Annotated in this window: 28 protein-coding genes; 13 read left to right on the plus strand and 15 right to left on the minus strand. The window is 63.6% G+C overall.

Going from position 1 to position 24,460, the window contains the following annotated elements:
- Window positions 1-169 precede the first annotated feature (169 nt).
- Window positions 170-5,764 (minus strand): DUF7379 domain-containing protein, encoded by a 5,595-nt coding sequence (locus JQ616_RS19255; protein WP_212016921.1) that lies wholly within the window; start codon window positions 5,762-5,764, stop codon window positions 170-172.
- Between the two features lie 250 nt (window positions 5,765-6,014).
- Between JQ616_RS19255 and JQ616_RS19260 the strand changes: the two genes are divergently transcribed.
- The 3 genes from JQ616_RS19260 (at window position 6,015) to JQ616_RS19270 (ending at window position 7,689) form a co-directional block, all read left to right on the plus strand.
- Window positions 6,015-6,350 (plus strand): hypothetical protein, encoded by a 336-nt coding sequence (locus tag JQ616_RS19260; protein WP_249136998.1) that lies wholly within the window; start codon window positions 6,015-6,017, stop codon window positions 6,348-6,350.
- A 158-nt stretch (window positions 6,351-6,508) separates the two neighbouring features.
- On the plus strand, window positions 6,509-6,826 hold the full coding sequence (locus JQ616_RS19265; protein WP_349630022.1) for a hypothetical protein: 318 nt from the start codon (window positions 6,509-6,511) through the stop codon (window positions 6,824-6,826).
- A 182-nt stretch (window positions 6,827-7,008) separates the two neighbouring features.
- Window positions 7,009-7,689 carry a ParA family protein gene (locus JQ616_RS19270; RefSeq protein ID WP_021081815.1) on the plus strand — a complete coding sequence of 227 codons (681 nt, stop codon included), beginning with the start codon at window positions 7,009-7,011 and terminating at the stop codon, window positions 7,687-7,689.
- 121 nt (window positions 7,690-7,810) lie between these two features.
- On the opposite strand, the gene JQ616_RS19275 is transcribed toward JQ616_RS19270, so the two are convergent.
- Both JQ616_RS19275 and JQ616_RS19280 read right to left on the minus strand, forming a co-directional pair.
- Window positions 7,811-7,954, minus strand: a complete 144-nt coding sequence (locus JQ616_RS19275; protein WP_212016922.1) for a hypothetical protein — start codon at window positions 7,952-7,954, stop codon at window positions 7,811-7,813.
- Window positions 7,955-8,094: 140 nt separating this feature from the next.
- A complete protein-coding gene (locus JQ616_RS19280) occupies window positions 8,095-8,391 on the minus strand; it encodes a DUF4282 domain-containing protein (protein ID WP_212016924.1) in 297 nt (98 codons plus the stop codon).
- A 255-nt stretch (window positions 8,392-8,646) separates the two neighbouring features.
- On the opposite strand from JQ616_RS19280, the gene JQ616_RS19285 reads away from it, so the two are divergent.
- The 3 genes from JQ616_RS19285 (at window position 8,647) to JQ616_RS19295 (ending at window position 9,911) form a co-directional block, all read left to right on the plus strand.
- A complete protein-coding gene (locus tag JQ616_RS19285) occupies window positions 8,647-9,105 on the plus strand; it encodes a MaoC family dehydratase (RefSeq protein ID WP_212016926.1) in 459 nt (152 codons plus the stop codon).
- Window positions 9,106-9,113: 8 nt separating this feature from the next.
- Complete coding sequence (locus tag JQ616_RS19290; RefSeq protein WP_212016927.1) at window positions 9,114-9,596, plus strand: MaoC family dehydratase; 483 nt, start codon at window positions 9,114-9,116, stop codon at window positions 9,594-9,596.
- 171 nt (window positions 9,597-9,767) lie between these two features.
- Complete coding sequence (locus JQ616_RS19295) at window positions 9,768-9,911, plus strand: hypothetical protein (protein ID WP_024584466.1); 144 nt, start codon at window positions 9,768-9,770, stop codon at window positions 9,909-9,911.
- 104 nt (window positions 9,912-10,015) lie between these two features.
- Here JQ616_RS19295 and JQ616_RS19300 read toward each other — a convergent pair whose 3' ends face one another.
- The 6 genes from JQ616_RS19300 to JQ616_RS19325 form a co-directional block, all read right to left on the minus strand.
- Window positions 10,016-10,153 carry a hypothetical protein gene (locus JQ616_RS19300; RefSeq protein WP_167350178.1) on the minus strand — a complete coding sequence of 46 codons (138 nt, stop codon included), beginning with the start codon at window positions 10,151-10,153 and terminating at the stop codon, window positions 10,016-10,018.
- A gap of 228 nt (window positions 10,154-10,381) precedes the next feature.
- Complete coding sequence (locus JQ616_RS19305) at window positions 10,382-10,804, minus strand: hypothetical protein (RefSeq protein WP_212016929.1); 423 nt, start codon at window positions 10,802-10,804, stop codon at window positions 10,382-10,384.
- A 154-nt stretch (window positions 10,805-10,958) separates the two neighbouring features.
- Entirely contained in the window at window positions 10,959-11,927 is a 969-nt protein-coding gene (locus JQ616_RS19310) for a hypothetical protein (protein ID WP_212016931.1), read from the minus strand.
- Window positions 11,928-12,105: 178 nt separating this feature from the next.
- Window positions 12,106-12,540 carry a nuclear transport factor 2 family protein gene (locus tag JQ616_RS19315; protein WP_212016933.1) on the minus strand — a complete coding sequence of 145 codons (435 nt, stop codon included), beginning with the start codon at window positions 12,538-12,540 and terminating at the stop codon, window positions 12,106-12,108.
- A gap of 196 nt (window positions 12,541-12,736) precedes the next feature.
- On the minus strand, window positions 12,737-12,997 hold the full coding sequence (locus JQ616_RS19320) for a hypothetical protein (protein WP_212016935.1): 261 nt from the start codon (window positions 12,995-12,997) through the stop codon (window positions 12,737-12,739).
- Between the two features lie 123 nt (window positions 12,998-13,120).
- A complete protein-coding gene (locus JQ616_RS19325; RefSeq protein ID WP_212016937.1) occupies window positions 13,121-13,564 on the minus strand; it encodes a nuclear transport factor 2 family protein in 444 nt (147 codons plus the stop codon).
- A gap of 286 nt (window positions 13,565-13,850) precedes the next feature.
- Here JQ616_RS19325 and JQ616_RS19330 point away from each other — a divergent pair, with 286 nt between their 5' ends.
- Window positions 13,851-14,969: an alpha/beta fold hydrolase gene (locus JQ616_RS19330; RefSeq protein ID WP_212016939.1), complete on the plus strand. Its 1,119-nt coding sequence runs from the start codon at window positions 13,851-13,853 to the stop codon at window positions 14,967-14,969.
- Between the two features lie 129 nt (window positions 14,970-15,098).
- The gene (locus tag JQ616_RS19335) at window positions 15,099-15,473 is read left to right on the plus strand and encodes a DUF1236 domain-containing protein (protein WP_212016941.1); all 375 of its coding nucleotides are present in this window, start codon (window positions 15,099-15,101) and stop codon (window positions 15,471-15,473) included.
- 129 nt (window positions 15,474-15,602) lie between these two features.
- Here the strand turns inward: JQ616_RS19335 and JQ616_RS19340 are convergent, their stop codons facing one another.
- Window positions 15,603-16,442, minus strand: a complete 840-nt coding sequence (locus tag JQ616_RS19340; RefSeq protein ID WP_212016943.1) for a hypothetical protein — start codon at window positions 16,440-16,442, stop codon at window positions 15,603-15,605.
- A 142-nt stretch (window positions 16,443-16,584) separates the two neighbouring features.
- Between JQ616_RS19340 and JQ616_RS19345 the strand changes: the two genes are divergently transcribed.
- From JQ616_RS19345 to JQ616_RS19360, 4 genes are all read left to right on the plus strand, one after another.
- Entirely contained in the window at window positions 16,585-16,824 is a 240-nt protein-coding gene (locus JQ616_RS19345) for a hypothetical protein (RefSeq protein ID WP_212016945.1), read from the plus strand.
- Window positions 16,825-16,922: 98 nt separating this feature from the next.
- Window positions 16,923-17,114 (plus strand): hypothetical protein, encoded by a 192-nt coding sequence (locus tag JQ616_RS19350; protein WP_249137000.1) that lies wholly within the window; start codon window positions 16,923-16,925, stop codon window positions 17,112-17,114.
- Between the two features lie 801 nt (window positions 17,115-17,915).
- Window positions 17,916-18,302, plus strand: coding sequence for a hypothetical protein (locus JQ616_RS19355; RefSeq protein WP_212016949.1), 387 nt, complete (start codon window positions 17,916-17,918; stop codon window positions 18,300-18,302).
- Window positions 18,303-18,348: 46 nt separating this feature from the next.
- Window positions 18,349-18,849: a GNAT family N-acetyltransferase gene (locus JQ616_RS19360; protein ID WP_212016951.1), complete on the plus strand. Its 501-nt coding sequence runs from the start codon at window positions 18,349-18,351 to the stop codon at window positions 18,847-18,849.
- A gap of 22 nt (window positions 18,850-18,871) precedes the next feature.
- Here the strand turns inward: JQ616_RS19360 and JQ616_RS19365 are convergent, their stop codons facing one another.
- Both JQ616_RS19365 and JQ616_RS19370 read right to left on the minus strand, forming a co-directional pair.
- Entirely contained in the window at window positions 18,872-19,153 is a 282-nt protein-coding gene (locus JQ616_RS19365) for a hypothetical protein (RefSeq protein ID WP_212016953.1), read from the minus strand.
- Window positions 19,154-19,162: 9 nt separating this feature from the next.
- A complete protein-coding gene (locus JQ616_RS19370) occupies window positions 19,163-19,990 on the minus strand; it encodes a DpnI domain-containing protein (protein WP_249137001.1) in 828 nt (275 codons plus the stop codon).
- A 24-nt stretch (window positions 19,991-20,014) separates the two neighbouring features.
- Here JQ616_RS19370 and JQ616_RS19375 point away from each other — a divergent pair, with 24 nt between their 5' ends.
- A complete protein-coding gene (locus tag JQ616_RS19375; RefSeq protein ID WP_212016955.1) occupies window positions 20,015-20,926 on the plus strand; it encodes an FRG domain-containing protein in 912 nt (303 codons plus the stop codon).
- A gap of 26 nt (window positions 20,927-20,952) precedes the next feature.
- Here the strand turns inward: JQ616_RS19375 and uvrB are convergent, their stop codons facing one another.
- From uvrB to JQ616_RS19390, 3 genes are all read right to left on the minus strand, one after another.
- Window positions 20,953-23,865: an excinuclease ABC subunit UvrB gene (gene uvrB, locus JQ616_RS19380; protein ID WP_212016957.1), complete on the minus strand. Its 2,913-nt coding sequence runs from the start codon at window positions 23,863-23,865 to the stop codon at window positions 20,953-20,955.
- A 116-nt stretch (window positions 23,866-23,981) separates the two neighbouring features.
- On the minus strand, window positions 23,982-24,188 hold the full coding sequence (locus JQ616_RS19385; protein WP_249137117.1) for a hypothetical protein: 207 nt from the start codon (window positions 24,186-24,188) through the stop codon (window positions 23,982-23,984).
- The gene (locus JQ616_RS19390) at window positions 24,185-24,421 is read right to left on the minus strand and encodes a hypothetical protein (RefSeq protein ID WP_212016959.1); all 237 of its coding nucleotides are present in this window, start codon (window positions 24,419-24,421) and stop codon (window positions 24,185-24,187) included. Before JQ616_RS19390 ends, JQ616_RS19385 begins: the two co-directional genes overlap by 4 nt.
- Window positions 24,422-24,460 lie beyond the last annotated feature (39 nt).

Here is a 24,460-nt window from a genome sequence, read left to right on the forward strand (position 1 = left end):
GAAATACAAAACGCTACTACAAACGTTCGCTGGTGGACAAAAATTCGCTAGGTTTTTGAACGCTGAAGCGGCGTGATGGCGGATCCACCCAACTGTACCATCAAGATCGATAGCCAGTACCGATCGTCCCGCCGGTTCTTGCGCGGCCGATACTTCCCGCCCGTTTCGATCAGCGACGCCGCTTCTTTTTTGCTGCGCGTTTGGCGCCCTTGGGGCGCCGCGTCGGTGCGCGCTTGGCAGCGCCGCCGGGCTTCGCCGCTGCGGCCGGTGCTGGCGCGCTCCCCGCGAGCGACCTGAGTTCAGCGAGGAGCCGGTCGGCTGCGCTCTTCTCGCTTTGCGCCGCAGACCCGGCGTATCTGGCAAGCACGAATGCTGCATTGTCGAGGACGGAGCCCCACATCCTGGCGTTATCGACGCGGGCATAATGCTTCTGGAAGTCGTTGATAAAGCGCGCGACGTCTTGCGCAAGGCTGCCTGCGCCGATCGACTCGAACAGGTCCAGTTCGGTCTGTCCGACGGTCGACCAGAAGTCCGGTGCGACCGAAGACATTGATTGGCGCACCTCCGCGATGTCATTGATCTTGAGCGGCTTGGCCAGCACCAATTGCGCCGCGATCCGGTTCATGGCCGGGTAAAAGAACGGAAGCGTCTTCGTGTTCCGGGCAATGGTCTCCGCGGCGCTGTAGTGCTGCCACATCCGATTGATCGCCTGCATTTCGGCGGGCTGATCCGCGGCCAGGGATTCAAGCATCGCCAGCCGCTTGAAGCCGGAGCCGTAAATGCTTTCCCGCTCATAGGTCGGCGCCAGTGCCAGCAGCGTGTCGAGCAAGGCCATCGCATCCTTGATCGCCGCCCGAGCATCGTCGAACGCTTTGGCTGACGGAGCGGCATTGTTCTTGATGTCGTTCAAGGCCTGGCGGATTCTTGCATTCGCCAATTGCTCGATCGCGATCGACGACGCCGTTCCATCCTGGGCCGCGCGCGCGCGCTCGTACCACGCGATCGCCTCCGCGAAGCGCCCCGATTTCATCCACGCGTTTCCGAACGCCTCGGCGACGTTTCCCAGCTCTCGATACTGGCCGAAGGTTGCGTCCAGATAGCGCAGGCGTCCGGCTTGAATGTCAGGAGACTTGCGCTGGTATTCGCTTTCCACCGCGATCTGCTCGAGCGCGAAGATCAGCGATGGGGCAGAGGCAATCCCGGAAAATTCCTGCCCCGGCGCGGGTGTCGGGCGTTGCGCGTCGCCGGTCGCCGGCCGGAATTGCCAGTCAGGGTCACCATAGCACTGATACGCGGCCCAGGTGTTGCCGCCGCAGGCATAGGCCTTTTCCCTGGCAGAAGCGACGGCGTCGATGAAGCGCTTGCCTCCAAGCAGCGCGCGATAGAATTCCTTGGCAAACACGCTCGCAGCTTCATCGTCCACCGCCCAGCCGGCGGCGATCACGCATCGGACGCCGCCGTCGATTAGGGCCTGGGCGACACCCGACGCGAACTGCGCGCGATTGTAGTTGGTGGGCCCGAGCAGATCGCCTGGAGTACCGGTTCCGAGATGGCAGCAATTGACGAACACAAGCTCGGGCTGCGCCCGTAGCGCTTTGATCTCATGAGCTCCCAGGAACGAACCGCCCGAGAGCACGACGCCTCTTGTCTCGATGCTGCCCTTATCGGTCTCCCTCGGCGGTTCGCCATGGCCCGCGACATGGATGATCCGCCAGGATTTCGCGCAGGCCGCATTGATCACCTCGGTCGTATCGGGCTCGGAATCCCCGAGGTTGGGACCGCTGATTACGGACGTCACCCGCGCCGCGGCGAGCTTTCGGCCTGCCGGAGATGTGGTCGCGGCGGTCAGGTATGTCGCGACCTCGAGCGCCTCGCGCCTGGCGCCCAGCAACATGGGATAGACCTTTCGATCGCAGGCAGGGTCGCCGATCACGAGAATGTCGTCGTCGGCGGTGGCGCTGTTCACCATGATGCTGGATGTCGCCGTCCGCAGCTTGCGCAACAGCTTGGTGCGGATCGACCATGGCTTCTGCCGGTTCGAAGCCGTCGGCTGCTCCAGCGCTTCCCAGGGTATTGGGGCCGTTCCCTGGTCGAGTTCCAGCACCGTCGCCGTGCTGCCGCCCAGGAACGATTCGAGATCGCGGGGCACGAGCAGCGTGAACAATGTCCGGCCGATCTGCGTGTCGGTGTTGGTATTGTTGGAGGCTGTCGTCACCAGGTTCTTGATGAGCCGCACCTGCACCGGCTGGGGACGCACGTCGTTGCGCGCCCGCTTCGAGTTGATGGTGTAGCCGATCTCCTGGGTGTCATCCTCGGTCTTCAGGATGAGAGCACTGATGAAGTCGTAATCGGCGCCGCGATAGCCGGCCTCCGGGGGCCGGCGCAGTGCGCCGGCTTCGCGTGCGATGGTCGGGGCGACCGCATAGGAGGCCGGTGCCGAGATCGCGAGGGCCTGAAGCGCATTCCAGGCGTCGCTCGCGCGGTCGAGGTAGAGTTCGGTGATCTTCAGCCGGTCGACGCGCGGCCACTGTGCGTTTGCAGGACCCTTCTCTGCGATCTGCTCGTTGGCCTCACGCACGCCCTGGGCGATCAGCTGGGCCGCCTGTCCAGGCGTGATGCCGCTGCCGCCGCTGCCCAGCAGCGTGGTCGCCAGCGCAAATCCCGTGACGATCGGACTGCGTTCGGTGAGCCGTTGCGACCATCCGATCACGGCCTGCCGAACCGTGTTGACGAGGTCCGAGCCGCGCAACTCGCCTTCGGGGCCGAGACCTGCAACGATCACCGCCGCCGGCAGTGGCATCAGCTTGACGGGATCGCGGGTGAGATTCAGGAAAATCTGATACGTCCCGGGACTCGTGGCGTAGAGACCGCGTTGCAACGACGCGCTCATCGCGCCGCTGAGGACGCGATCGATCGCCGCCTCCGCGCCGGTGAGGCTCGATGACCGGTAGTGGCCGATCAGCAATGGCTCGGCGATAAAGGTGAGATCGCCGTTGACGACGTCGATGCGCAGGGACGCTGAAGGTGGCTCGGTTTGCGGATCGCGCGGAACTGCCGAAGACAGCACGTCGAGCTCGCTCTGAGGGGGCGATTGCCGCACCCGCTGTCGGGCAGGACGGCTTCGTGCGACCGGTCCGGCGGTGTCCGTGGCCTTCTGCCGGGTGGTGCCGGTCGCGGAGACCCGGGCGAGCCGCTCCGTGCTGCCGGTGTTCAGAAGCTCACGGTAGGCCTCGAACGCGGCTTTGTACCGCGGCAACGAGCCGTGATCGGCATCCGCAATCCAGGTCGCTACTCCCGGAAGCGCGGCGCTTTCCAGTGTGACCCGGCCGTCGCCGTCATCGACCTCGAGATAGGCCAACCCTCGGTCACTATTGCTCGCTCCTTCGTAGCCGGCAGGTGTGGTTGGAGCCTTGCCGACGACCAGCAGAAGCCTGTCGGCCCAGCTGACGAGGTCCTTGTCGCGTTGCTTGTCGAGCTGGCGGCGCAGCTGCACGGCATCATCAAGCACGGCTTGCGGAGGAATACCCCATTGGAATTGAACCAGCTGAAGTCCCAGATTATGCCACGTGCTGCGCGCGCTGATTGCATCGAGATCGGACTTTGCGAGATCTCTCCAGGCTTTTTCCGTACCGAGCCGATCCAGCAAGCCTGCCTGGAGCTGAACAAATCCGGGGAAATCGGCAATCAACTGGCGCGTCTCGTTGCTGGCGAACGGTGCGCCCACATTGACGAGGAGGTTGCCGAAGCTGTCATCACCGGACAGCACCTGCATGGGAGTCCAGGATCCGCCGTTCGGCGTTCCCAGCATGAGAAGCCGCGCGCCGTCGGATGCCATCATCCGGTTCCAGGTCGCGGGATCGACGATCTGCATGGCGCGTGCAACCAGCCCGCCCATCGAATGGGCGATGATCCGCACCGGCTGCCTTGAGGCCTTGCGCGCGTCGAGCGCAGCCGCGATCGCCTTGGCGAGCCGTTGTGCCTCGGCGAGGATCGGGCGCCGCCAGTCGAATCCGAACGGCTGGACGTCATGATCGTTGAACAGCGCGGTCGCGAGATCGTCGTAGTAGAGGCCGATCGGCCCATCGGGCGCGACATGGTCCTTGCCTGGATCGTACGCGAGCCGCTTGAGGCCGTTGACGAGGCGCCATCCCAGCCAGATCCGGTCGTCGTCGATCTTGAGATTGCTGCCGAGAATTCCAGGCAGGACGAACAGTGCCGGCAATTCGGCGGCCTTGTTGGCGGGACGTGCGGGCAAGGCCGCACGCCTTCCGCTCGGTGATTGTCCGGCCCAGGAGAGCGGGCCGATCACGCTGAATCCGTCGGGGGACGTGCTGCCCGTCCTGGTGAGGGCGTCGACCACCGCGGATGCCGTCTGCGTGTTACTGAAATAGTTGAAGTGCGAGACCTTGCCGCCCTGGTCAAGCACGAATGTCGAGTCGCTCTGCCGCGGCGAGCCGCCATACATCGATCGCGTCTGCACAACGAGATCATTGTCGGTCCAGAAAAACGCGTCGGACAGCAAGGCCTTGACCCAGGACACCACCGAATCGCCCTGCAGGTCACCAGCGATGACGCGCAGATCGCCGCTGATCGGGCTCGTTGCCGCGTGGAGCCAGCGGATCAGCGGAGAGTCCGGAATCTGTGCGGCAAGACCGGGCACCTTGTCGGGGTCTGCGCGTCTGCGGGCGACCTCGCCGAGAAAGCCGACGAGTTCCGGCGCAACCGGAATCTGGGCGAGCTCGAGCGCCCATTTCAGCACCGATACATAGGCGTCGAGCCGTTTCGAGGCGAGCAACGTGCCGCGCGACGGGCAGGCAACGCGGACAACCCGCTCGATCGAAATCCGCTTGTCCGAGACGAGCTCGGCGAGCTTTTTCAGCTCGGCCAGACTCGAACCGTCGTCCTTGAACAGATCCAGATCGGACAGCCTCGGATTGGCGCACACCCGTGCCAGCACTTCAGCAACCAGTCCGCCACGCGAATGCGTCAAGAGGTGAAGTCGTGCGCCCTTGGGCGCAGCGTCGGCGAGCGTGATGGCGTTGGCGATCGGACTCGCGCCGAGCGTCGGATGGTCGAGAGCGTAGACCCTGTTGTCATAGGACTTGAACAGCGAAGCCACCAGCTGCGGGTGTTCGGTCCAGAGCTTGCCGAACGTGCCGGACGTTTGGCTGAAGGTGCCGTGGATCAGGACCAGCGTGGCTCCGTCATCAGCGGCGATCGCGGACGTGGCCTGCCCCTTGAGCGACTCGAGCTTGTCGGACTGCAGCCGATAGACGCCCGGATCGACCTGTGAATCAAACGACTTGACGACTTTCGAGGCGACGAAGTCGGCCGCCTTGTCCTCGACGAGCCCGGTGACGATGTGGAGGGCCCCTACCTGCACGTCGCCGAACATGCCGCGCGTGCCGCGCGACACCGGAGCTGTGTCTTCGAGGCGCCACTGCAGCCGGCCAGGCACACGCACCTCTCCCGGGCCGAGCGTGGGTCCGCCGCGTGCGAGCGGATCCTGCTGCGCTTGCAGAAGGTCTCGCGCGGATTCCGGATGAAGCCACAGCGAAGGCCCGCCTGCGATATCAATGACAACGATATCCTCTCCGGGAACGGCAGCCGCGGTCTTGATGACAGCGTCGCCGGCGCCGCGTTGCGCCGTCACAAGTACGGAGTCCTTCAGATGTCCCGTTGCGGACGGGGCCGGAGCGCGCGCGCCGCGGGTCGTTACGCCCGGGCGGACGCCGGTCATCACGAATGTGATTGATTCGGACAATGTGACGCTCCTGCAATGGCCGGGCCACAATGCAAGACGCCGGGCGCGAGCGGAGCAAGCCTACTCGGCCGGGCAGGTGGCCACTGAAATAGGGTATCAACGAGCAATGACGGTACGATACTCGCTCTAATAGAATTGGCAAGCGTTGCGGCTCAGGGCGGAGGTCCCCGCCTTCGGCGTGTCATCACGTCCGCTTGCAGTTCGCCGTCGCATCACCCAAACTCCTCGAAACGACACCTTGGGGGGACGCATGGGGACCGCCGGTTCAAGGAGTTTTTCGTTTGCATTGATATCAGGGCTCGCCGTTGCGGCGTTGCTGCTGCCGGGCCGCGGTGAGGCCTACACGCCCGACCAGCAGCAGGCCTGTACGCCGGATGCATTCCGGCTCTGCAGCTCCGATATCCCCGACGTCGATCGCATCACCGCCTGCATGATCAGGAACAAGGCGCAGCTGTCGCCGGCCTGCCGGGTGTTCTTCCGCGGAGGTCCTGAGCCGCGTGAGGCGAGCGAGCGCGAGGAGCGGCGTCCCGTCGCAGCCAAGCGGAAGGTCCACAAATCGCACAAGGCGAAGAAGTCCACCCACTGAGCTGGTTCCCATCGCGCGCATGGGTCGCAAAGGTTGGGATTGCAAGGCTGCGATACGCGACAGACTGACGCCTTGTGACGCTGTCACGCAGCATCATCTCTGGGGCTTGGATTGTCAGCCAAATCCGTTCCCGCTGTGGAACGGATGGAGTGGGACGCGTGAGCGAAAACTACCAGCAAGAGATCGACCGGCACTTCGCCTGGTTCGAAGCCAAGCTGCCGGAAAAGCCGGCGCGCTTCGTCGCGTGGCTGCGCCGGCCGTCGTCGCGCTATGTGCGGATTCCGCTCGCGATCCTGTTGATCATCGGCGGCATCTTCAGCTTCCTGCCGGTGCTCGGACTCTGGATGCTGCCGCTCGGACTCCTTTTGTTCGCGCAGGACGTCCCGCTGCTGCAAAAACCCACCGCGCAATTGCTCGGCTGGATCGAGCGCAAGTGGATCGCGCGCGAGCGCGCCAAAGCTGCCGAAAAGCGCTAGGCCGTGAGTCAAATCAAACGCTTAGCGCTTCCATTTTCGGTTGTGTCATAAGTTGGGTGTGACTCAAAAAGCAGATTGCACCGGTAATCTTGGCCACTTTGCGGATTGCAAGAAATTTTTTCTTTCGCGAATCAGCGCTCTGATTCATTTTCGCCTCCTGGGGTCAATCTGGAGGCCAACGTATGAACGTGATTGTTTTCGCTTCGCGTAAGGGGGGCTCGGGAAAAAGTACCCTGGCTGCTCACCTTGCCGCGCAAGTGCATAAGGCAACGAAACCATGCCTGCTGATCGACGCCGATCCGCAGGGCTCGCTGACGCTCTGGCACAAGCTGCGCGGCACCAACGAACCGGCGATCAAGACGGCGGTGAACTCGGTCAGCGGGATCATTGCCCAAGCCAAGCGCGACGGCATCGAGTGGGTGTTCATCGACACGCCGCCGAACCTGTCGGCTGTGGTCGACGATTCCATCAAGAACGCCACGATGGTGATCATTCCGGCGCGGCCCGGCGTGTTCGACGTCAACGCGGTGCAGGAAACCATTCAGACCTGCCGCTCGATGCGCAAGCCCTATGCCGTCGTGATCAACGGCGCGCCCGCGCAGCGTGACGGCGCCGAAAGCCGCATCGTCGCGATCGCGCGCGAAGCGCTGGCGAAATTCCGCGCCCCGGTGTGGAGCGGTCAGATCACCAACCGCGCCGATCTGCTGATGGCGCTCGGCCAGGGTGAAGGCGCCCGCGAATATTACGCGGAAGGCCGCGCCGCCGCCGAGATCAACCGGCTGTGGGCTGCGATCGAACGCTCGATCAAGGCGATCCGCGGCACGGCGTCGGCCTCCGGCGCGATGCACAAGCAGGCGGCGTAACAACGCCGCTTTGGTTCGAACTGGAAGAACGCGCGGCACTCGCGCGTTTTTTGTCGTCGAGATGTTGCGGTCATTCCGGGTTCGATGCTGCGCATCCCCGGAATGACGGAGCAGGCGGCCGTCACGCCACCATCAGCAGATAGAATACGATCATCGGCGCCAGGGTCAGGATCACCGACCAGATGCCGACAGCCCATAAAATATCCTCGGTCGTAAAGCCCGGCTCGGCGGCCGGCCTCACGGCAAAACCATTCCTCGAATTCACGACGCCCCCGCGTTGGTCTCAAGCAATGCAGAGGCTGATACGCGAGCGGTTTTAAGATCCCGGCTGGAATTTCGCTGGCATTTGCGCGCGGGCGCTACTTCGGATTAACCACGGCCTGGGCGGCAGCCAGCCCGAAAGCGTCAGTGCATGCTCCCGTCGCGATCGCGGATCGCGCCGAGATGCTCGTTGATCCGGAATACGATCAGGATGAACTCGGCGGCGATGCGCGAGAACACGATGCCGACGAAGATGCTGGCGATCGACGCGAGCAGCTGGATGAAGCCGACGAACGGGCTGATCGCCATCGCCGTGAGGCTCCACAGGATGCCGGAGATCCCGAACAGCACGATGACCGCGATCACCAGCCAGTAGAACGTCTTGATGATCGTGGGCGTGATGAAGCGGTCCCACTGAAACAGATCCTGGAAATCGAACATCGTGGTTCTCCCGGCAGTCCGAAATATGATTCGCGTCTCGTTCATCCTACTGCGTCACCCCCGGCATTGCGCCGGGCCAGTGGCTCGCGGCGGCGCCGTACCACCGGGATCGATACCGCAGGAGCCCAATGTCCCGCCGGTGGCGAGCCCCAGACCGGGCGCCGGCAGTCCAGGAGCGAGCTATGCGCGTAGGCCGGTTGTGATTGCCGCAAATAACGGCCACAATCGGGCTTCCCTCCGGCATATCCTCACCCAATGACCACGCTGACCTTCGAAGACTTCAAGCCCGGCCGTTTCGGCACGTTCGGCCCGCGCCATGTTTCGCGCGAGGAAATCCTGAGCTTCGCCGCGGAATTCGACCCGCAGCCGATGCATCTCGACGAGGAGGCGGCGAAGAAATCCATGCTCCGCGGCCTGTCGGGCTCCGGCTGGCATCTCGGCTCGCTGATGATGCGGATGCTGTTCGACGGCTTCATCGGCCGCACCGCCTCGCTCGGCTCGCCCGGGGTCAACGAGATGCGCTGGGTGGCGCCGCTGCGTCCGGGCGACGATTTGACGCTGGATGTCGATGTGGTCGAGGCCCGGGTCTCGAAGAGCCGGCCGGAGACCGGCATCGTCACCTTCAAGGGTACGATCCGCAACGCGCGCGGCGAGATGCTGTGCGAGATGGAGTCGCCGATCATCATCAGCCGCCGCGACGGCGCGAGCGCATAGGAGACGTCATGCGCTTCTTCGAAGACATGGAGATCGGCGACCAGCGCGCTTTCGGCTCCTTCACCTTCACGCCTGAGGACATCAAGCGCTTTGCCGCGCAGTTCGATCCGCAGCGCTTTCATCTCGACGAGGAGGCGGGGCGCAACTCGCTGTTCGGCGGGCTTGCCGCGTCGGGCTGGCACGTCGCCAGCGTCTGCATGAAGCTATTGGTCGCCGACGGCAAGCGGCTCGCCGCCGAAGCCGCCGCGCGCGGCGAGACGGTCGCGGTCTGGGGACCCTCGCCGGGCTTCCGCGAACTGCGCTGGATCCGCCCGGTGCTGGCAGGCGATACCATCAGCTTCACCAACCAGCTCGAGACCAAGCGCACGTCCGAGAAGCGGCCCGAATGGGGCATCCTTCAGGCCCGCAACACCGGCGCCAATCAGCGCAATGAGGTGGTGTTCTCGTTCCTCGCGACCGCCTTCGTGCCGCGCCGGAATCCCGGTTCCTGATGTTGCCTGCACGCCTCTGATGTTGCACGGGCGCCATGGTGGCAGACTAAGTCTGCTGCCGACGTAGTTGTGCGTTGCGCGGAACCCATATTTTGCTAACGCATTTTGAACCTTTGTCCCTGCCTATGGATTGTGGGCACGGACATCTGGGCAAGCACTACTGGGGATACAATGGCAGATCGCAGCGCGCTGAAACTCGTCGGCATTATCTTCGCGACGGTAACGCTGGTGGTGATGCTGGCGACCGGTTTGGTCGTAAAGGGCTTTGCCGACGGCAATTATTCCTTCGAAACCACCGCGAGCATTGATCGCTGATCGACCGTCTGTAACGCCGGCGCTCGTTTGAGCGTCAACCAGCGCCTGTTTGCGCTCTTCAGTGTGACCCGTCGGCGGACCGCGTCACACTTCGTCTCCCCGGATTAGCGATTCCAGATCAGCACCATCACGACGGTCGCGGCGGCCAGGATGCCGATGAACCGGATCATGATCGTGCCGATGCCCTGCTGCGGCTGGCGCAGCGGTATCGGATCGGCGTTGTCCGGCCGGACGCTCTGCATGAATGCTCTCCAAATCGATGCCCCGCTCAAGCGCGGTCCGGTTGGTCAATTCCGGATTTGGACGCCGGCTTGGTATCTCCGCTTCAAATCGGCTTCGGCAAAAAATGACGTCGCGGAGTGTACACCGCGCTGAATAACGAATCGTTCTGTGCGGGAGCCGGGCATGCAAAACGAAGCCGCCGCCTCCAGGGGAGGCGGCGGCTTGTCGGTTTGCAGAGTTGATCGAGATCAGCTGTTGCGCAGGCCGTCGGCGGCGCGCTTCCACTGCGAGACGTTGTCGGCGATCATGCGGGTCGACTTCATCGCGGCCTGGCTGAGCTGGGCGTAGCCGGAGATCTCGCGCTGAACGCGCTGGCCCTCGGCATGCAGCAGGTCGCGCAGGCTCTCGAGCTCGCCGATCAGCTTCTCGATCTCGGCCAGCGAGGTGCCGGCGACGCGCTGGATCAGCGAGTTGACGTTGCTGACGGTGGTGTCGGTGTTGGTGTCGGTCGGCGCGGTCTCCGGGCTCGCCACCGGCCGGCGCAGATAGGCGATGTCGTTGCGCACGAAGTCGCGGATACCGGCCTCGACTTCCGAGACCGCGGCGAGGTTGGTGTCGACCTCGGACGTCGTTTCGGCTTCGGCTTCCTCGGTACGGTTGGTGGCGTTCATCGGCTTTCCCCTGGATCGCAATAGCGAAGCGCGGCTTGTCCCCCGCACGACGAATTGATGAAGTTACGGACCTATCAGTGCCGCCGAATTTGACCGCATCTGGGCCAAGTTGGGGCAATGCCTGATCATTAGCGCGACAGGCCTAACAGACCGTTCACCATGAGTGCTTGTAGCCGGCGCCGATGGTCTTGTTAATCGTGCCCTGGGGGGTCTCGCCGACCGAGCCGGAGACGGTGACGCCGTCGAACAGCTTCTGCTCGGCGCCGACCCGGCGCAGCCATTTGTCGTCGGAGGTCGACAGCGTCTGGCCCGCGGTGATGCTGGTGCCGGTGTCGTTGACGGACAGCCGGGCTGACTGATCGGTGTTGTAGCTGCTCGATGGACGGCCGATGATGCCGGGCACCGGGACCACGCCCTGCTGGATCACATTGTAGCCGTTCTGCAGGGTCAGCGAATACTGCTCCGACAGCGGTACCGACTTGCTCAGGGAGGTGCCGACTTTGCTCTGGTCGGCGCCCGGGTCGACCCGGGCCTCGACCGAGGTCTTGTCCCAGATCGACGCCACGCCGCCCGTCGAGATCGACGCCCAGGCCGAGCCGCCGGACTGCGGCAGGCTGCCGCCATTGGTGAGCCGCTCCGACAATTGCTCCGACGTGGTCATCGTGCCCTGTCTGGCGACGGTCATGTCGGCGCCGATGCGGGTGTCCAGGAAGGGCGAGACCGACTGCTTGACCGACACCGCCGACGAGCCGTTGGCGTTGTTGTTGGTGGTCCAGGACGGATCGTTGCCGGCGACGCCGGCGCGCTTAGCCGCGTTCTTCGGTACCAGCGTGGGCAGGCTGGTGGAATCGGTGTCGAGCTGGCTCCAGTCGAGCTTGCTTTCGTCGATGTCCTTCATGATGTCGGCATCATTGGCATCGGCCGCTGGCGGTGCCGCGTCGGTCGCAGCCTCGGCGCTATCGGCGGGGGCGTCTTTCGCGATGTCCTGGGCCGGGGGAGTAATCCGCAAGGGCGGGGCCTGCTCGGGCGGGGACTGCGCCGCGGCCGAAAGCGCCAGCGCCATGCTGAAGCCGGCTGCCAGCACCGGCAGCCTCGCCCAGCCAAATCGCAATGTGGAGGTCATTCCCAGCCCGCAAATTCCAAAGCGGCAGCATGCATTTGCCGTGCTGCAAAATTGCGGCAACGGGGCTGCGAAGGCAAGTGATCAACGCGTGATCGTGATGACCGGGCCGCCGCGCAGGCGCGACGCGTGGTCGCGCCGGGCGCTTGGGGGCCCGGGACATGACGAAGGCGTGACGCCGTCAGACCGCGATGCGCGGCAGATGGATCGGGTAGCCGACGGTCTGCTCGACCAGGTCAAAACTGTCGACCAGCGCGCGGAAGCTCATGAGCTTGCCGGCCTTGAACTGCGCGAAATGCGCGATCCGGACCGAGATCGGCTTGTTGGAGTCCAGCGCGGTCAGCGAATAGCGCAGCATCGAGGCCGCGGAATCCGTGCCCAGCATGATCTGCTCGCGGTCGAAGCGGTGCACCCTGAGGTTCTCACCGATCTGCTTGATCACCTCGAGCACGGCGGCCTTGCCGCGGCGCGCGCCGAAGAAGGAAAACAGGTCGATCGGTCCATAGATGGCCCATTCGACCTCGTCGTCGAGCATGAGCTCGACGTCTGCAAGCTGGCGTTCGTTGATCGCGCGATGCAACGCGCGCGAAAAACGCCAGAGGCTATGCTCTGTCATTTTGGTCTCGTCCTGAAACTGGATTTTCAACGCAAACGAATGGCAGGGGTCAGCGCCGACGCCCTGCCAGGTTGCTGCACATCGCTATTGCCGGCTGAAATAGTGCCGAACGGCAAAAACGCAAATGACTTTTTTGCAATGCACAATTGCAGGGGTCTTTACCGGAATGTGACCACTGCCAAGTTGTGACCGCAATTCAGCGGTCGCGCTGCCGGACCGGCTGCCGTTCGATCACGATCTCGGCGTCGCGGATCGCGACCACCGCGAACAGCAGCGCGCCGCCGATGCCGCCGATCGCGGCGCCGAGCGGCATGAAGGTGAAGAACACCAGCGTTCCGCTGTCGATCCCTGAGGTTTTGGCCAGCCCGATCCAGGTCAGCCCGGCTCCGATGCCGAGCGCGGCGCCGCCCAGGGCGCCCAGTGCCAGGCCAAGCACAGCGAGCAATGCGACTTTCATGGTGATTTCAGCCCCGACCGCAACAAGCCCAGTGATAGGTCAGCGCCGGGCCTGCGAGGTTCAACGCGCGACTGTGCAAATTTGCGGGCGAGAAAGCCGGGATATGTTGCCCTTCTTCAGGGACTATTCCGCGGTCTGGCCGATCAGCGCCGCCGCGACGTCGCGCTCCAGCACCTGCTGGACCAGGTCAAACGTGTCGATGATCTCGCGGATCTCGGTGATCTTGCCGTCGCGCAGCGTGTAGAACACCGCGACGTCGAACTGCACGATGCGGCGGTTGTTGCGCTTGCGGAAGAACACGCGCAGCTGGGCTGCGACCTTGTCGCCTTCAGCCACCACGGTCGGCGCCTCGTAGCGCATATCGGAATAGCGCTCGTGGATCGTGGTCCACATCTGGCGCAGCGCGGCCTTGCCGCGGTGCTGGCCCATATGCGGAAGGATATCGATCGGGGCGTTGGCAAGAAACGCGACGTCGTCGCTGCAGCGCTCGAGCGCGCCCTCGATGCCGCCGGCATAATAGACGTCGAGGAAGTTCAGGACGCGTTGCCGATTCAAATCCTCGCCCATGGTCGACTCCGTCGGTTCCATCCGACTCGCCTTTGGCTTGCCCTGGCTCACATTGTGAACCGAAGTGTCACACAATCAAACACATGTTTGACGCGCGGAACCGGATTAGGTTCGGCAACCAACACGTGCATTGTGGCACAAATTGCACACGGCGCGGCAGACGCCCCGTGGCGAGACCCGCAGCCGCCTGAACCTTCCTGGCCCGCGGCCTTGCCGCGGCAGGGCCGGCCCGTATGCTTTGCGGCGCAAGGCGGCCGAACAGAGCCGCCGCAATGGGGAGATACCGATGAAGCGCATCACCAAAGTTGCGGCCGTGCTGGCGTTGCTGGCAGGACCGGCGATCCTGCCCGCCCTCGCACATACGCCGCAGCAGCCTCCGCACCAGCTCTACAATGAAGGCGACCTCAAGCTGGAGAGCGGCGAGGCGATCAAGGATTTCTCGATCTCCTACGTCACCCACGGCAAGCTGAACGCCAGGAAATCCAACGCCATCCTGATGGTGACCGCGATCTCGGGCAATCATCACCGGCTCGATTTCATGATCGGTCCCGGCAAGGCGCTCGACCCCGACAAATATTTCATCGTCTGCACCGATGCGATCGGCAACGGGCTGACCACCTCGCCGAGCAATTCGAAGGCGCAGCCGCGGATGCAATTCCCGAAATTCGCGATCCGCGACATGGTGGAATCGCAGTACCGGCTGATGAAGGAGAAGCTCGGCATCGACCATGTCATCGCCGTGGTCGGCCCCTCGATGGGTGGCATGCAGGCGTTGCAATGGGGCGTCAGCCATCCGGATTACATGGATGCGCTGGTCGCGATGGTGCCGCTGGCGAAGACGCCGGCCTGGTCGGTCGCGGTGATGGAGGCCTCGCGCAAGGCGATCATGAACGATCCGGCGTGGCAGGACGGCAATTACACAGCGCCGCCGGAGAAAGGGCTAAAGCTGTTCCGCGACATCGTCGCGCTGCTCGCGGCGCGCACGCCCGACATGTACGTGGCGCCGTTCAAATCCGGTCCCGACGTGCTGCCCTGGATGGCCGAGCAGGAGACCGCGCTGTGGAAGCTGTTCGACGCCAATGACTGGATCTACCAGAGCTGGGCCTATGACCGGCACGATGTCGGCACCACCGCCGGCTTCGGCGGCGACACCGCGAAGGCGCTGGCCTCGATCAAGGCGAAGACGCTGATCATGACCGGTACCAAGGACCTGCTCAATCCCGAGTTCGAGCCGAATGCGATGGGCAAGAACATCCCTGACGTGACGATCAAGACGATCAGTCCGGGCACCGTGACCGGGCACGCTTCGGCCGGCGGCTTCTTCCCGGCGGATGTCGAGTTTCTCAACCGCGAGACCGGCGCGTTCCTCGACGGCGTGACTGACGGCGGCAAGAAACTGAACTGAAGAAACTGAACTGATCGCGTCTCGCAGACGTGAAGCGCGCGGGGGCAGGTGGCCGCGAATTAATGAAACCACGCCCCGCGCGCCCGGTTGGTCCGGCATGGGCGACGCATCCGCGATCAGGAGAACTCGATGAAAAACACCATAACGATTGCCGTCGCCGCGCTGCTGGCGTTGTCGGGCGTCAGCGCCGCGGCCGCCAGGCAGATGTCCAGCCATGCCGGCAACAGCATGTCCGGCGCGAGCGATACGCTGCAGCTCAGCGATGCCCAGCAGAAATCGATCTGGAACGATGTCAGCCACCACGCCGCGAACCAGACGCCGCCGACGGGCTTCGATGCCACGGTCGGCGCCGCCGTGCCGGCCGCCGTCAGCACTTATCCGTTACCGCGCCAGGCGCGCCGCGACGTGCCGGCGCTGCGGCCCTATCGCTACGCGATGATGCAGGACAAGGTGCTGATCGTGAATCCGTCGGATCACAAGATCGCCGATGTCGTCGCCAAATAGCTGATCCGAGCGCGCGCCGCGCGACGGTGAGCCGGCGTCAACGCCGGGATAGGCCTTGAGCTCCTCAGGGGCCGCCGGTGTGAACGCGCCGGCTCGCTGTCGCGGCGCGGTAATCCTACAGCGCGGCCCTTAATCCGCAGGCGCGGCCTTGCCGGTCACGAGGTCGATGATGAAGCGCTTTTTCTTCTCGTTGCCCTCCGGCACGAAAGCCTCGCCGGGCAGCAGGTCGTGATAAAGCTCCTTCGGCTTCGCAAAGCCTTCGCCGCAGGCGGTGCGGATGGTCTCGTCGTCGGCATAGTCGACGTCGACCGCCACCGTGTTGCGGCGGGGACCGGCGGCGAGGTTGGAGAGACCGAAATATTTCGGCCCCTCGTTGCACATCACGACGTTGGAGCCGTAGGCGCTGACCGCATCCTCGGCCCTGAGCAGGAAGTCGGGCGCGATTTCGATCCGCTTGCCGGACTTTTTGCTGAACTCCATCCGCGCGACGGCGCTTTCGAGGATGCCCTGGCCCATGTGACCGACGGTGCAGACCAGCACGTCCTGCTGGTCGTCCTTGGGCTGGTCCTTGGGCAGCACGATGCAGTCGTGGCCCTGCGCGCCGGGCAGGAAGCGGATGAAGCGAGTGGTCTTGCCGTCCTGTTCGAACAGCGCAACGCCGCCGAAATCGGTCGCGTGCGGCTCGCACTCGCTTTCATAGTTGACGGCCAGCAGCGCATGGCCGGCGGCGAGGAAGCGCCCGGCGTAGCGCTCCTGGGTCAGCTTGACGTCGCAGGCGCGGCCTCCGCCTGCCGGATAGGACTTTGCCCGCGTGCAGCTCGATCCCTTGATATTGGCGCTAGCGCAGAAGGTCGCGAGCAGCGCGCGGTCGCTGTCCTCGGCGCGGGCAGGGCTTGCGATGAACAGCATCGCCGGCGCCAGGAGCGCCAAGATGAAGGCCGGAATGAAAGCAATGTGTGATGTCCGCATGATCTTTCAAAACGCTGTGCGCAATGCGGTGGCATTTAGAGCATGATCGCGAGCGGCGCACAGCGTATTTCTACGGCGAGCCGATGGGAACCGGCGCGGTGGCTCGGCCGTTAATGCCGCATCATTCCACCGGAGCTGCATCATGAAATCAATTCTTTTCGCGTCCGCCATTGCCGTCGCCGCGCTTGCCGCCGCGTCCCCCGCCGCCGCCAAGGGCTGCATCAAGGGCGCTGTTGTCGGCGGCGTCGCCGGTCATTATGCCGGCCATCATGGCATGCTCGGCGCCGCGGCTGGCTGCCTTTACGGCCGCCACCACGCCAAGGAGCAGGAACGTCAGCGCCAGCAGCAACAGGCGCAGCCGTCGCAGCAGGAGAAGCTGTAAGGCGCGATCAGTTGTGCAGTCATCCGGGAACGTGAAGGCACGTTCCGGGAACGCCGCCCGCTCGGGCGGCGTTGTCTCGTTGCGTAACGGAGACGATGATGACGAAACCAAAGACAAAGACCATCCAGCCCGTTCCCGACGACAACAAGAGCCACAAGGGCCCCGGCAGCGCCCCCGCCGTTCCCCTCGACACCACCAAGGGCCATCGCGACGACGAGAAGCACAACATCCGCGAGCAGGCCGCGCACGGCAATCTGACCCAGAACACCAGCAACCGAAGGTCGGGGTAGGGCTACGCGGTGACGCCACGCTCTCCGGCGTCGTCCCGGCGAAGGCCGGGACCCATAACCACAGGGCCGTGTTGTTGAAGCAAGCTGGGGCTACAGCGCGTCAGAACAATTTCTGTCGGTGGTAATGGGTCCCGGCCTTCGCCGGGACGACGATGGAAGTTGGATTCACCTGTCAAACAACTTGTTCGGTGTCATCACTCGCACAGCACGTGGGGACGCAGCTTTGCGTTCTCGCGACATGAATCGCCCGAGCTTTGCATTTCGTTTGCCCTCTCATCAGGCAGAGGGCGCAGGGAAGACCGGGTGCCGATCGCACCCATGGGCCCCGAGCAATGGATAGAAAGCTCGGGGGTAGGACCACAGGTGTAACCGGAAACAACCCGGCCTTCCCTGCGCGATGGTTGTGCGGCTTATTTCGTGCTCTCCCCGGCGAGACTGGGCTTGCTTGTCACCGTCCGTGCATGACGCAACGCGTCTTGCACGAAGACACCGGCCGCTAGGGCGTCAGGACCACACGACTTCGCCGTCCGCATCGGGCTCACTCGTCAGTCGAGCCATCCGCGTCCACCGCATCTCGACCCACGTTCGTGACGACCGCGAAGCGTCCCTCGTGTCGGGTGAGACGGGCATATTGAACATCTGAGTTGGGTCAAACGCGAAGCGAAAATTTGCCCATCGGGGTGATTTGTCGCACCCGGCGATCTCGTGCCGGCGCGTGACGCGCATCACGTCGCGGCCCGGCGTACGCGGCTAGCGTGGCGGCATCGGATCACCCGATCGCCTGACGAGGGAAACGCCGCCATGAACGCCATCGCCGCACCGAAGTCGCCCGCGCAGAACCGGCTCGAAGGCTTTGCGCTCACCGCACTTCTCCAGGGTCTGCCGATCTTCGCCGCAGCTGTGCTGGTGCTGAAGATCATGGACGCCCCGGAAATCGTCGGCGAACGCTACGGTGCCGCGATTTATGTCGTGCTGGCGTCGCTGGTCTATGCGGCGATCACGCCATGGCTCGCCGCGAGATTTCCGAACCGTCTCGCGCACGCCTACGCACCAGTGTTCTTCGATGCCAGCCTGTCGTTTTCCGAGAAGATCGCGCAATGGCGGAGCCAGCCCACAGTCTCGCTGCAACTCATGACCACGATGATCATGATGTCGCTGCTGGCGGTCGCGGTGGTGAGTGCGGGGTGAGGCCGCGCCACTTGCGCGCCTAAATCGGTCGGACTTATCTGCTGCCATGCAGATCAGGGACGAACGCCCGGAAGACATCGCCGCGATCGGCGAGATCACGGCAGCCGCATTCGCTGGCGCGCCGTATAGCAGCGGCACCGAAGCCCGTATCGTCGAGGCGCTGCGCCATGCCGGCGCGCTGACGCTCTCGCTGGTGGCGACATCGGACGACGGACGTATCCGCGGCCACATCGCCTTCTCGCCGGTGCAAATCAACGGTGTAGCAGGTCGTTGGTACGGCCTTGGCCCAGTCTCGGTTACACCCGAGCTGCAACGCCGTGGCATCGGCGGCGCGCTGATCCGCGAGGGACTCGCTCGCCTGGCTGCATTGAATGCCGACGGCTGCATCCTGCTCGGCGATCCTGCCTACTACAGCCACTTCGGCTTTGTCAGCGATGCCACGCTGACCTATGGCGGCAAGCCAAGCCCGCATCTTCAGCGGCTCGTGCTGAAGGGCGATCCGCCGAAGGGGGATGTGAGCTACCACCCAGCGTTTGACGTCGCGTGACTGCGACGCCCCGAACGGCTAGCTAATCCAACTCTGTCGAAGCTAGAAATTCCTCCGCCTGCACGCGCGTAGGGAAGCGTCCGACTTCTTCGTAGTCGGGATCATGCTCTGCTGAGCCGGGCGAACGGATCACGATGAATTCGCCGTTCTCTTCCTCGATGAATTCGGTAAGGTCTTCACTTCTGGTCGGCGTCATGTGGCGCGCGCCGCAATGAGGGCAGTCGTCGTCGCACGTGCAGGACCATTCGTCTGTCCAGCGGCGGCGGCAACGTTCACATCTATAGAAATTGAGAAACCAAGCCATTTCGACCTCTCAAGATTTCAATCGGTAATTGCCTCGCGCCAGGAACTCAATAAACCCACGATCACGCAAATACTGGAGCTGTTGGCGAATCTTCGGCCGGACGTTCTGATTGCCCGGATACAGGTCGCCGAGATGGCGCTCGAAGGCATAGACTTCGTCGAGGGTGAAATCACGTTTGCCGATCGACTCCACGCATTTCATCACGTCGAGTAGCCAGCCTCGCGATTCCTGCGACTCGCCTCTAAGAAACAGTGTCTTTTGCCATTCTGCAAGAACCAGCTCTTTGTCGCGAATGACACCGTTTCGAACGATATGGATTTTGCCCGACTCCGGGACCTTCCCGAGCAGGATATTGGACCCGACCCAGCCCGCGCGCCGGGCGGTCGCAGCCAGCGGCTTCCGCTTCTCGATGATGTCTCGAACAAAGAAGTGCTTCGGGACAATCAGCAGGTTGACGACCGCTAGCGTCTTGAGGTCGTAGTTCATCAGCAGAAGATTGGGGTTATTGCTGGCGTCCAGACGTTCGCACTTCGTCTTGTACGCGCCGTCGGCAACCTTCGGCCCGAACTTTCCCTTCTGGCTCTTGAGCTCGAATTCCTCGCTACACGATCCGCACAGGAAGTCGGCGACCGGGCTGTTGTTGGGAAATTGCGACATCGTTGCGTTGCCGCAGTGCGGACAATAGGCCCAAGCCTTGACCCAAGCCTCCGTCCAAGCCCGGGCGCTTTGTGAGCCGCTCGTGTAGGCAGACTGTGATTCTTCAAAACGGAGTTTCATTTTTAGTGGTGCGCAACCAAAAAGGGAATTATGTTGCATAAAGTTGCCATACTGACGCATGAATTGCTTTTGGAAGTTTTGATCATGACCAGCTCGATTTCGCGGGCACCGAAAAAGCGGAGAGTTCGTCGGCAAGGGGTGATCGTACGTCAGATTGAGAATTGGTCCGACTTTCTGACTATCATCCAAAGATGGGACGGATTCCGCAATTGGTGTTTTCGAGGACAAGGAAGCGCCAGTTGGTCGCTACAATCGTCGCTTTCGCGCCACACCAGAGTTTCGCAAATCTGCCCCAAAGCGTGGGAGCTTCAAGAAACGCGCATCCGACGTATCTTCGAACGGAAATCGCACCTGTTCCTCGACGATCCACCGCAGGATGAGTTGGAGTGGCTTGCACTGATGCAGCATCATGGAGCGCCAACACGTTTGCTAGATTTTACGTGGTCGCCCTATGTGGCAGCTTTCTTCGCGCTGGAACGAGCGACGGACGATGCTGCGATATGGGCGCTAAATCTTCCGCTTCTATGGAGCATTCATGCGCGGCTCAGTGTTCACGGGATCAAGGTGTTCGACGCGAGTCCGCGCGATGCTCGTTTGCTTGAAAAATACTATTTGCCCAACAAGCATGCGTTCGTTTGGCACGGCGATCCCTTCCGTATGCCACAGCGGGTGGTCGCGCAGGCTGGGACCTTCCTCGTGTCCAGTAATTTGGGCATGAACGTTGAAGATATCCTGGCGCAATATCCGGGTGACGGTGAACTTCTGATAAAGTTCATTTTGCCGGCGGCAAAGGTCCGCGCCGAGGCGATGGCCTCGCTTTACGCCATGAACATTACCCAAGCGACCTTGTTTCCTGGACTCGATGGGTTGGCGCGTTCAATGGCCTACGAATTCGAATACAGCTGGCAGGTGGACCTTCAAACAAACAAGATGCTGGGGGTGCACAAAGATCCTTATCTTCCTTCGTCCTTGCTAGACACTCCGAAACGAAACTGAATATCTGTATCGTTCGGTCGTCAAGCTCACCGCTTCTTCCACCCACCGCGTTTCCCCGGCGCCCCGCCGCTCGACCGCGGCGACGGGCCGAACTCCGGCCCCGACTGCCGCGAGTCCGTCGGTTGGATGATCCGGCTCGTGGTGCCGAACGGCTTTGCCGGCAGCGCGCCGTCCGGGCGGAACGGCAGCGATTCCGGGCCGTGCATCTCGTCGAGATCGGGCTTGTGCACGCGTGAGCCGGACTTGCCGCTGCGGCTCGCCTTGATCGAGGTCTGCGCGGTTTTATTCTTCAGCGCGCTGACCGGCAGGTTGGCGGCATCGCCGTATTTTCTGGTGCCGGCATAGGCGCCGGCCTGCTTCTGCACATTGCGCTGCTTGGCGGTGGGGTCGTCGACCACGGCCATCTCGGTGGCGCGCAGGCGCTTGACCTCGTCGCGCAGTCGCGCGGCTTCCTCGAAGTTCAGGTCGGCCGCGGCCTCGCGCATCCGGGTTTCGAGGTCACTCAACACGGCCTCGAAATTGTGTCCGATACTGATGACGTCGTCGGCCATGCCGCCGTCGCCGATCTCGACCAGCACGTGGTCGCGCTCGTAGACCGAGTTGAGGATGTCGCCGATCGACTTCTTGACGCTCTCTGGCGTGATGCCGTTGGCCTCGTTGTACTCGACCTGCTTCTCGCGGCGCCGCGTGGTCTCGGCCATCGCGCGCTCCATCGAGCCGGTCATCCCATCGGCATAGAGGATCACCTTGCCGTCGACATTGCGCGCGGCGCGGCCGATGGTCTGGATCAGCGAGGTCTCGCTGCGCAGGAAGCCTTCCTTGTCGGCATCGAGGATCGCGACCAGCGCACATTCGGGAATGTCGAGGCCTTCGCGCAGCAAATTGATGCCGACCAGCGCGTCGAACGCGCCGAGGCGGAGGTCGCGTATGATCTCGATGCGCTCGATGGTGTCGATATCGGAGTGCATGTAGCGGACGCGGATACCCTGCTCATGCAGATATTCGGTGAGGTCCTCGGCCATGCGCTTGGTCAGCACCGTGATCAGCGAGCGATAGCCGGCGGCCGCGGTCGCGCGCACCTCGCCGACGAGATCGTCGACCTGGGTGCGGGCCGGGCGGATGTCGACCGGCGGATCAATCAGCCCGGTCGGGCGGATCACCTGCTCGACGAACACGCCGCCGGATTCGTTGAGCTCCCAGCCGCTCGGCGTCGCCGACACCGCAACCGTCTGCGGCCGCATCATGTCCCATTCCTCGAAGCGGAGCGGGCGGTTGTCCATGCAGGAGGGCAGGCGGAAGCCGTATTCGGCCAAGGTCGCCTTGCGGCGGAAGTCGCCGCGGAACATGCCGCCGATCTGCGGCACGGTGACGTGGCTTTCGTCGGCGAAGACCAGCGCGTTGTCGGGGACATATTCGAACAGCGTCGGCGGCGGCTCGCCGGGGCGGCGGCCGGTCAGATAGCGCGAATAGTTCTCGATGCCGGCGCAGCTTCCGGTAGCCTCCATCATCTCGAGATCGAAGGTGGTGCGCTGCTCCAGCCGTTGCGCTTCCAGGAGGCGGCCCTGGTCGTTGAGCTGGTCGAGCCGCATCTTCAATTCGGATTTGATCGACTTGATCGCCTGCACCAGCGTCGGGCGCGGCGTCACGTAGTGCGAATTGGCGTACATCTTGATGAATTCGAGCTCGTCCTGCTTGTGGCCGGTGAGCGGATCGAACTCCTCGATGGTCTCGATGGTGTCGCCAAACAGGTTCACGCGCCAGGCGCGATCCTCATAGTGCGCCGGGAAGATGTCGATGACGTCGCCGCGGACGCGGAAGGTGCCGCGGGTGAAGTCGGCCTGGGTGCGCTTGTATTGCAGCGCGACCAGGTCGGCGATCAATTGCCGCTGGTCGATGCGCTCGCCTTTCTTCAGCGCGAAGGTCATCGCGGTGTAGGTTTCGACCGAGCCAATACCGTAGATGCAGGACACCGAGGCCACGATGATGACGTCGTCGCGCTCGAGCAGCGCGCGCGTCGCCGAATGGCGCATGCGGTCGATCTGCTCGTTGATCGAGGAGTCCTTCTCGATATAGGTGTCGGTCCGCGGGACATAGGCCTCGGGCTGGTAGTAATCGTAATACGAGACGAAATACTCGACGGCGTTGTCGGGGAAGAAGCTCTTGAACTCGCCATAGAGCTGCGCGGCCAGCGTCTTGTTCGGCGCCAGGATAAGCGCCGGGCGCTGCGTCGCCTCGATCACCTTGGCCATGGTGTAGGTCTTGCCCGAGCCGGTGACGCCGAGCAGCACCTGGGTGCGGTCGCTGCGCTCGATCCCCTCGACCAGCTCGGCGATCGCGGTCGGCTGGTCGCCCCTCGGCTCGTAGGACGACTTGAGCTCGAACCGCACGCCGCCTTCGGATTTCTCCGGGCGCGGCGGCCGATGCGGCGTCCACACCCGCATCGAGCCGTCGTCCTTGCGGAACTCGGGGCGCCCGTCGCGGATCAGGTTTTCCAGCGCGTCCGCGGTCGCCTTGACGCCGAGCGCCTCCATCTTGCTGCGCGGCGGACGGGCCAGCGCCTCGTCGTCGTCCTCGGCGGTCGGCAAGCCAAGCTGCCGCGCCAGTTCCGGATCGAGCGTCGGGATCGTGGCCGAGGTTCCGTAATTGGCCTGCGGGGCCTCCTCGAGCCCGGAGGCATCGCGCTTGGCGACGCCCTCGCTGGTCTCGCGCGTCGACGCCCGTGCGCGATGCGCGGCGGCTTCGCCGCCGGCGCGGCGGTCCCAGGAATTGTCCGGCGGCGGCTGCAGGCCGGTGCCCGAACCCATGCCGGCATCGCCGCGGTTGATCGCGGGATTGAGCAATTCGGCGAGCGCCGGACCGATCGGTTGGACCTCGGGCCGGTGTGCTTTGGATTTCGGGGATTTGCCGGGCTTTTTCGGGGTGTTCGGTGACTTCGCCATGCCCGGAATATGGGACGAGTCCGGCAGCGAGGGAAGGGTAAACGACGGCCGGATCGGCGCGCAAACATGACTGCTGACAGCAGGGTGTCAGCAGGGCAAAGGCCGGTGCGGGCCCGTCAGGCTCGCGGCCGGTCGACGATGTCGAGATGGATCCCGCCGCAACCGTCGCAGCGCATGGTCCAGTATTCGGCGGCACGGCCGGGAATGACGCGCAGTAGTGACAGCTGGGCGGTGCATTCCGGGCAGTTGGTGCGAACCTCGGCCGGCCAGACCGGATCCGGCTCGCATTGCGGGACGACTGCGATCACGACGTTGCCGGTCACGCCGACACTTTGGCTGCCGGCAGTGTCATGCCAGACCGTTGCGGGAACCGGTCGATAGTTCTCTTCGCGTCGTCGATCGCCGCATCCGGATCGGACCACGCAAAGCCGATGTCGAGCGTCGGAAACGGCATGCCATCGATGACGACCGGCCTTTGATCGACCCGTTGAATCCTGGCGTGCCATTGCCCCTTCCCCACTTCGAACGACGTGATCTCAAAACCGCTGTAAATCATTCGCGACCTCGAAATGCCCTTCTCAAAGGAAGCACGGGT

Source organism: Bradyrhizobium tropiciagri (genome assembly GCF_018130545.1).
Lineage (GTDB): Bacteria > Pseudomonadota > Alphaproteobacteria > Rhizobiales > Xanthobacteraceae > Bradyrhizobium > Bradyrhizobium tropiciagri_A.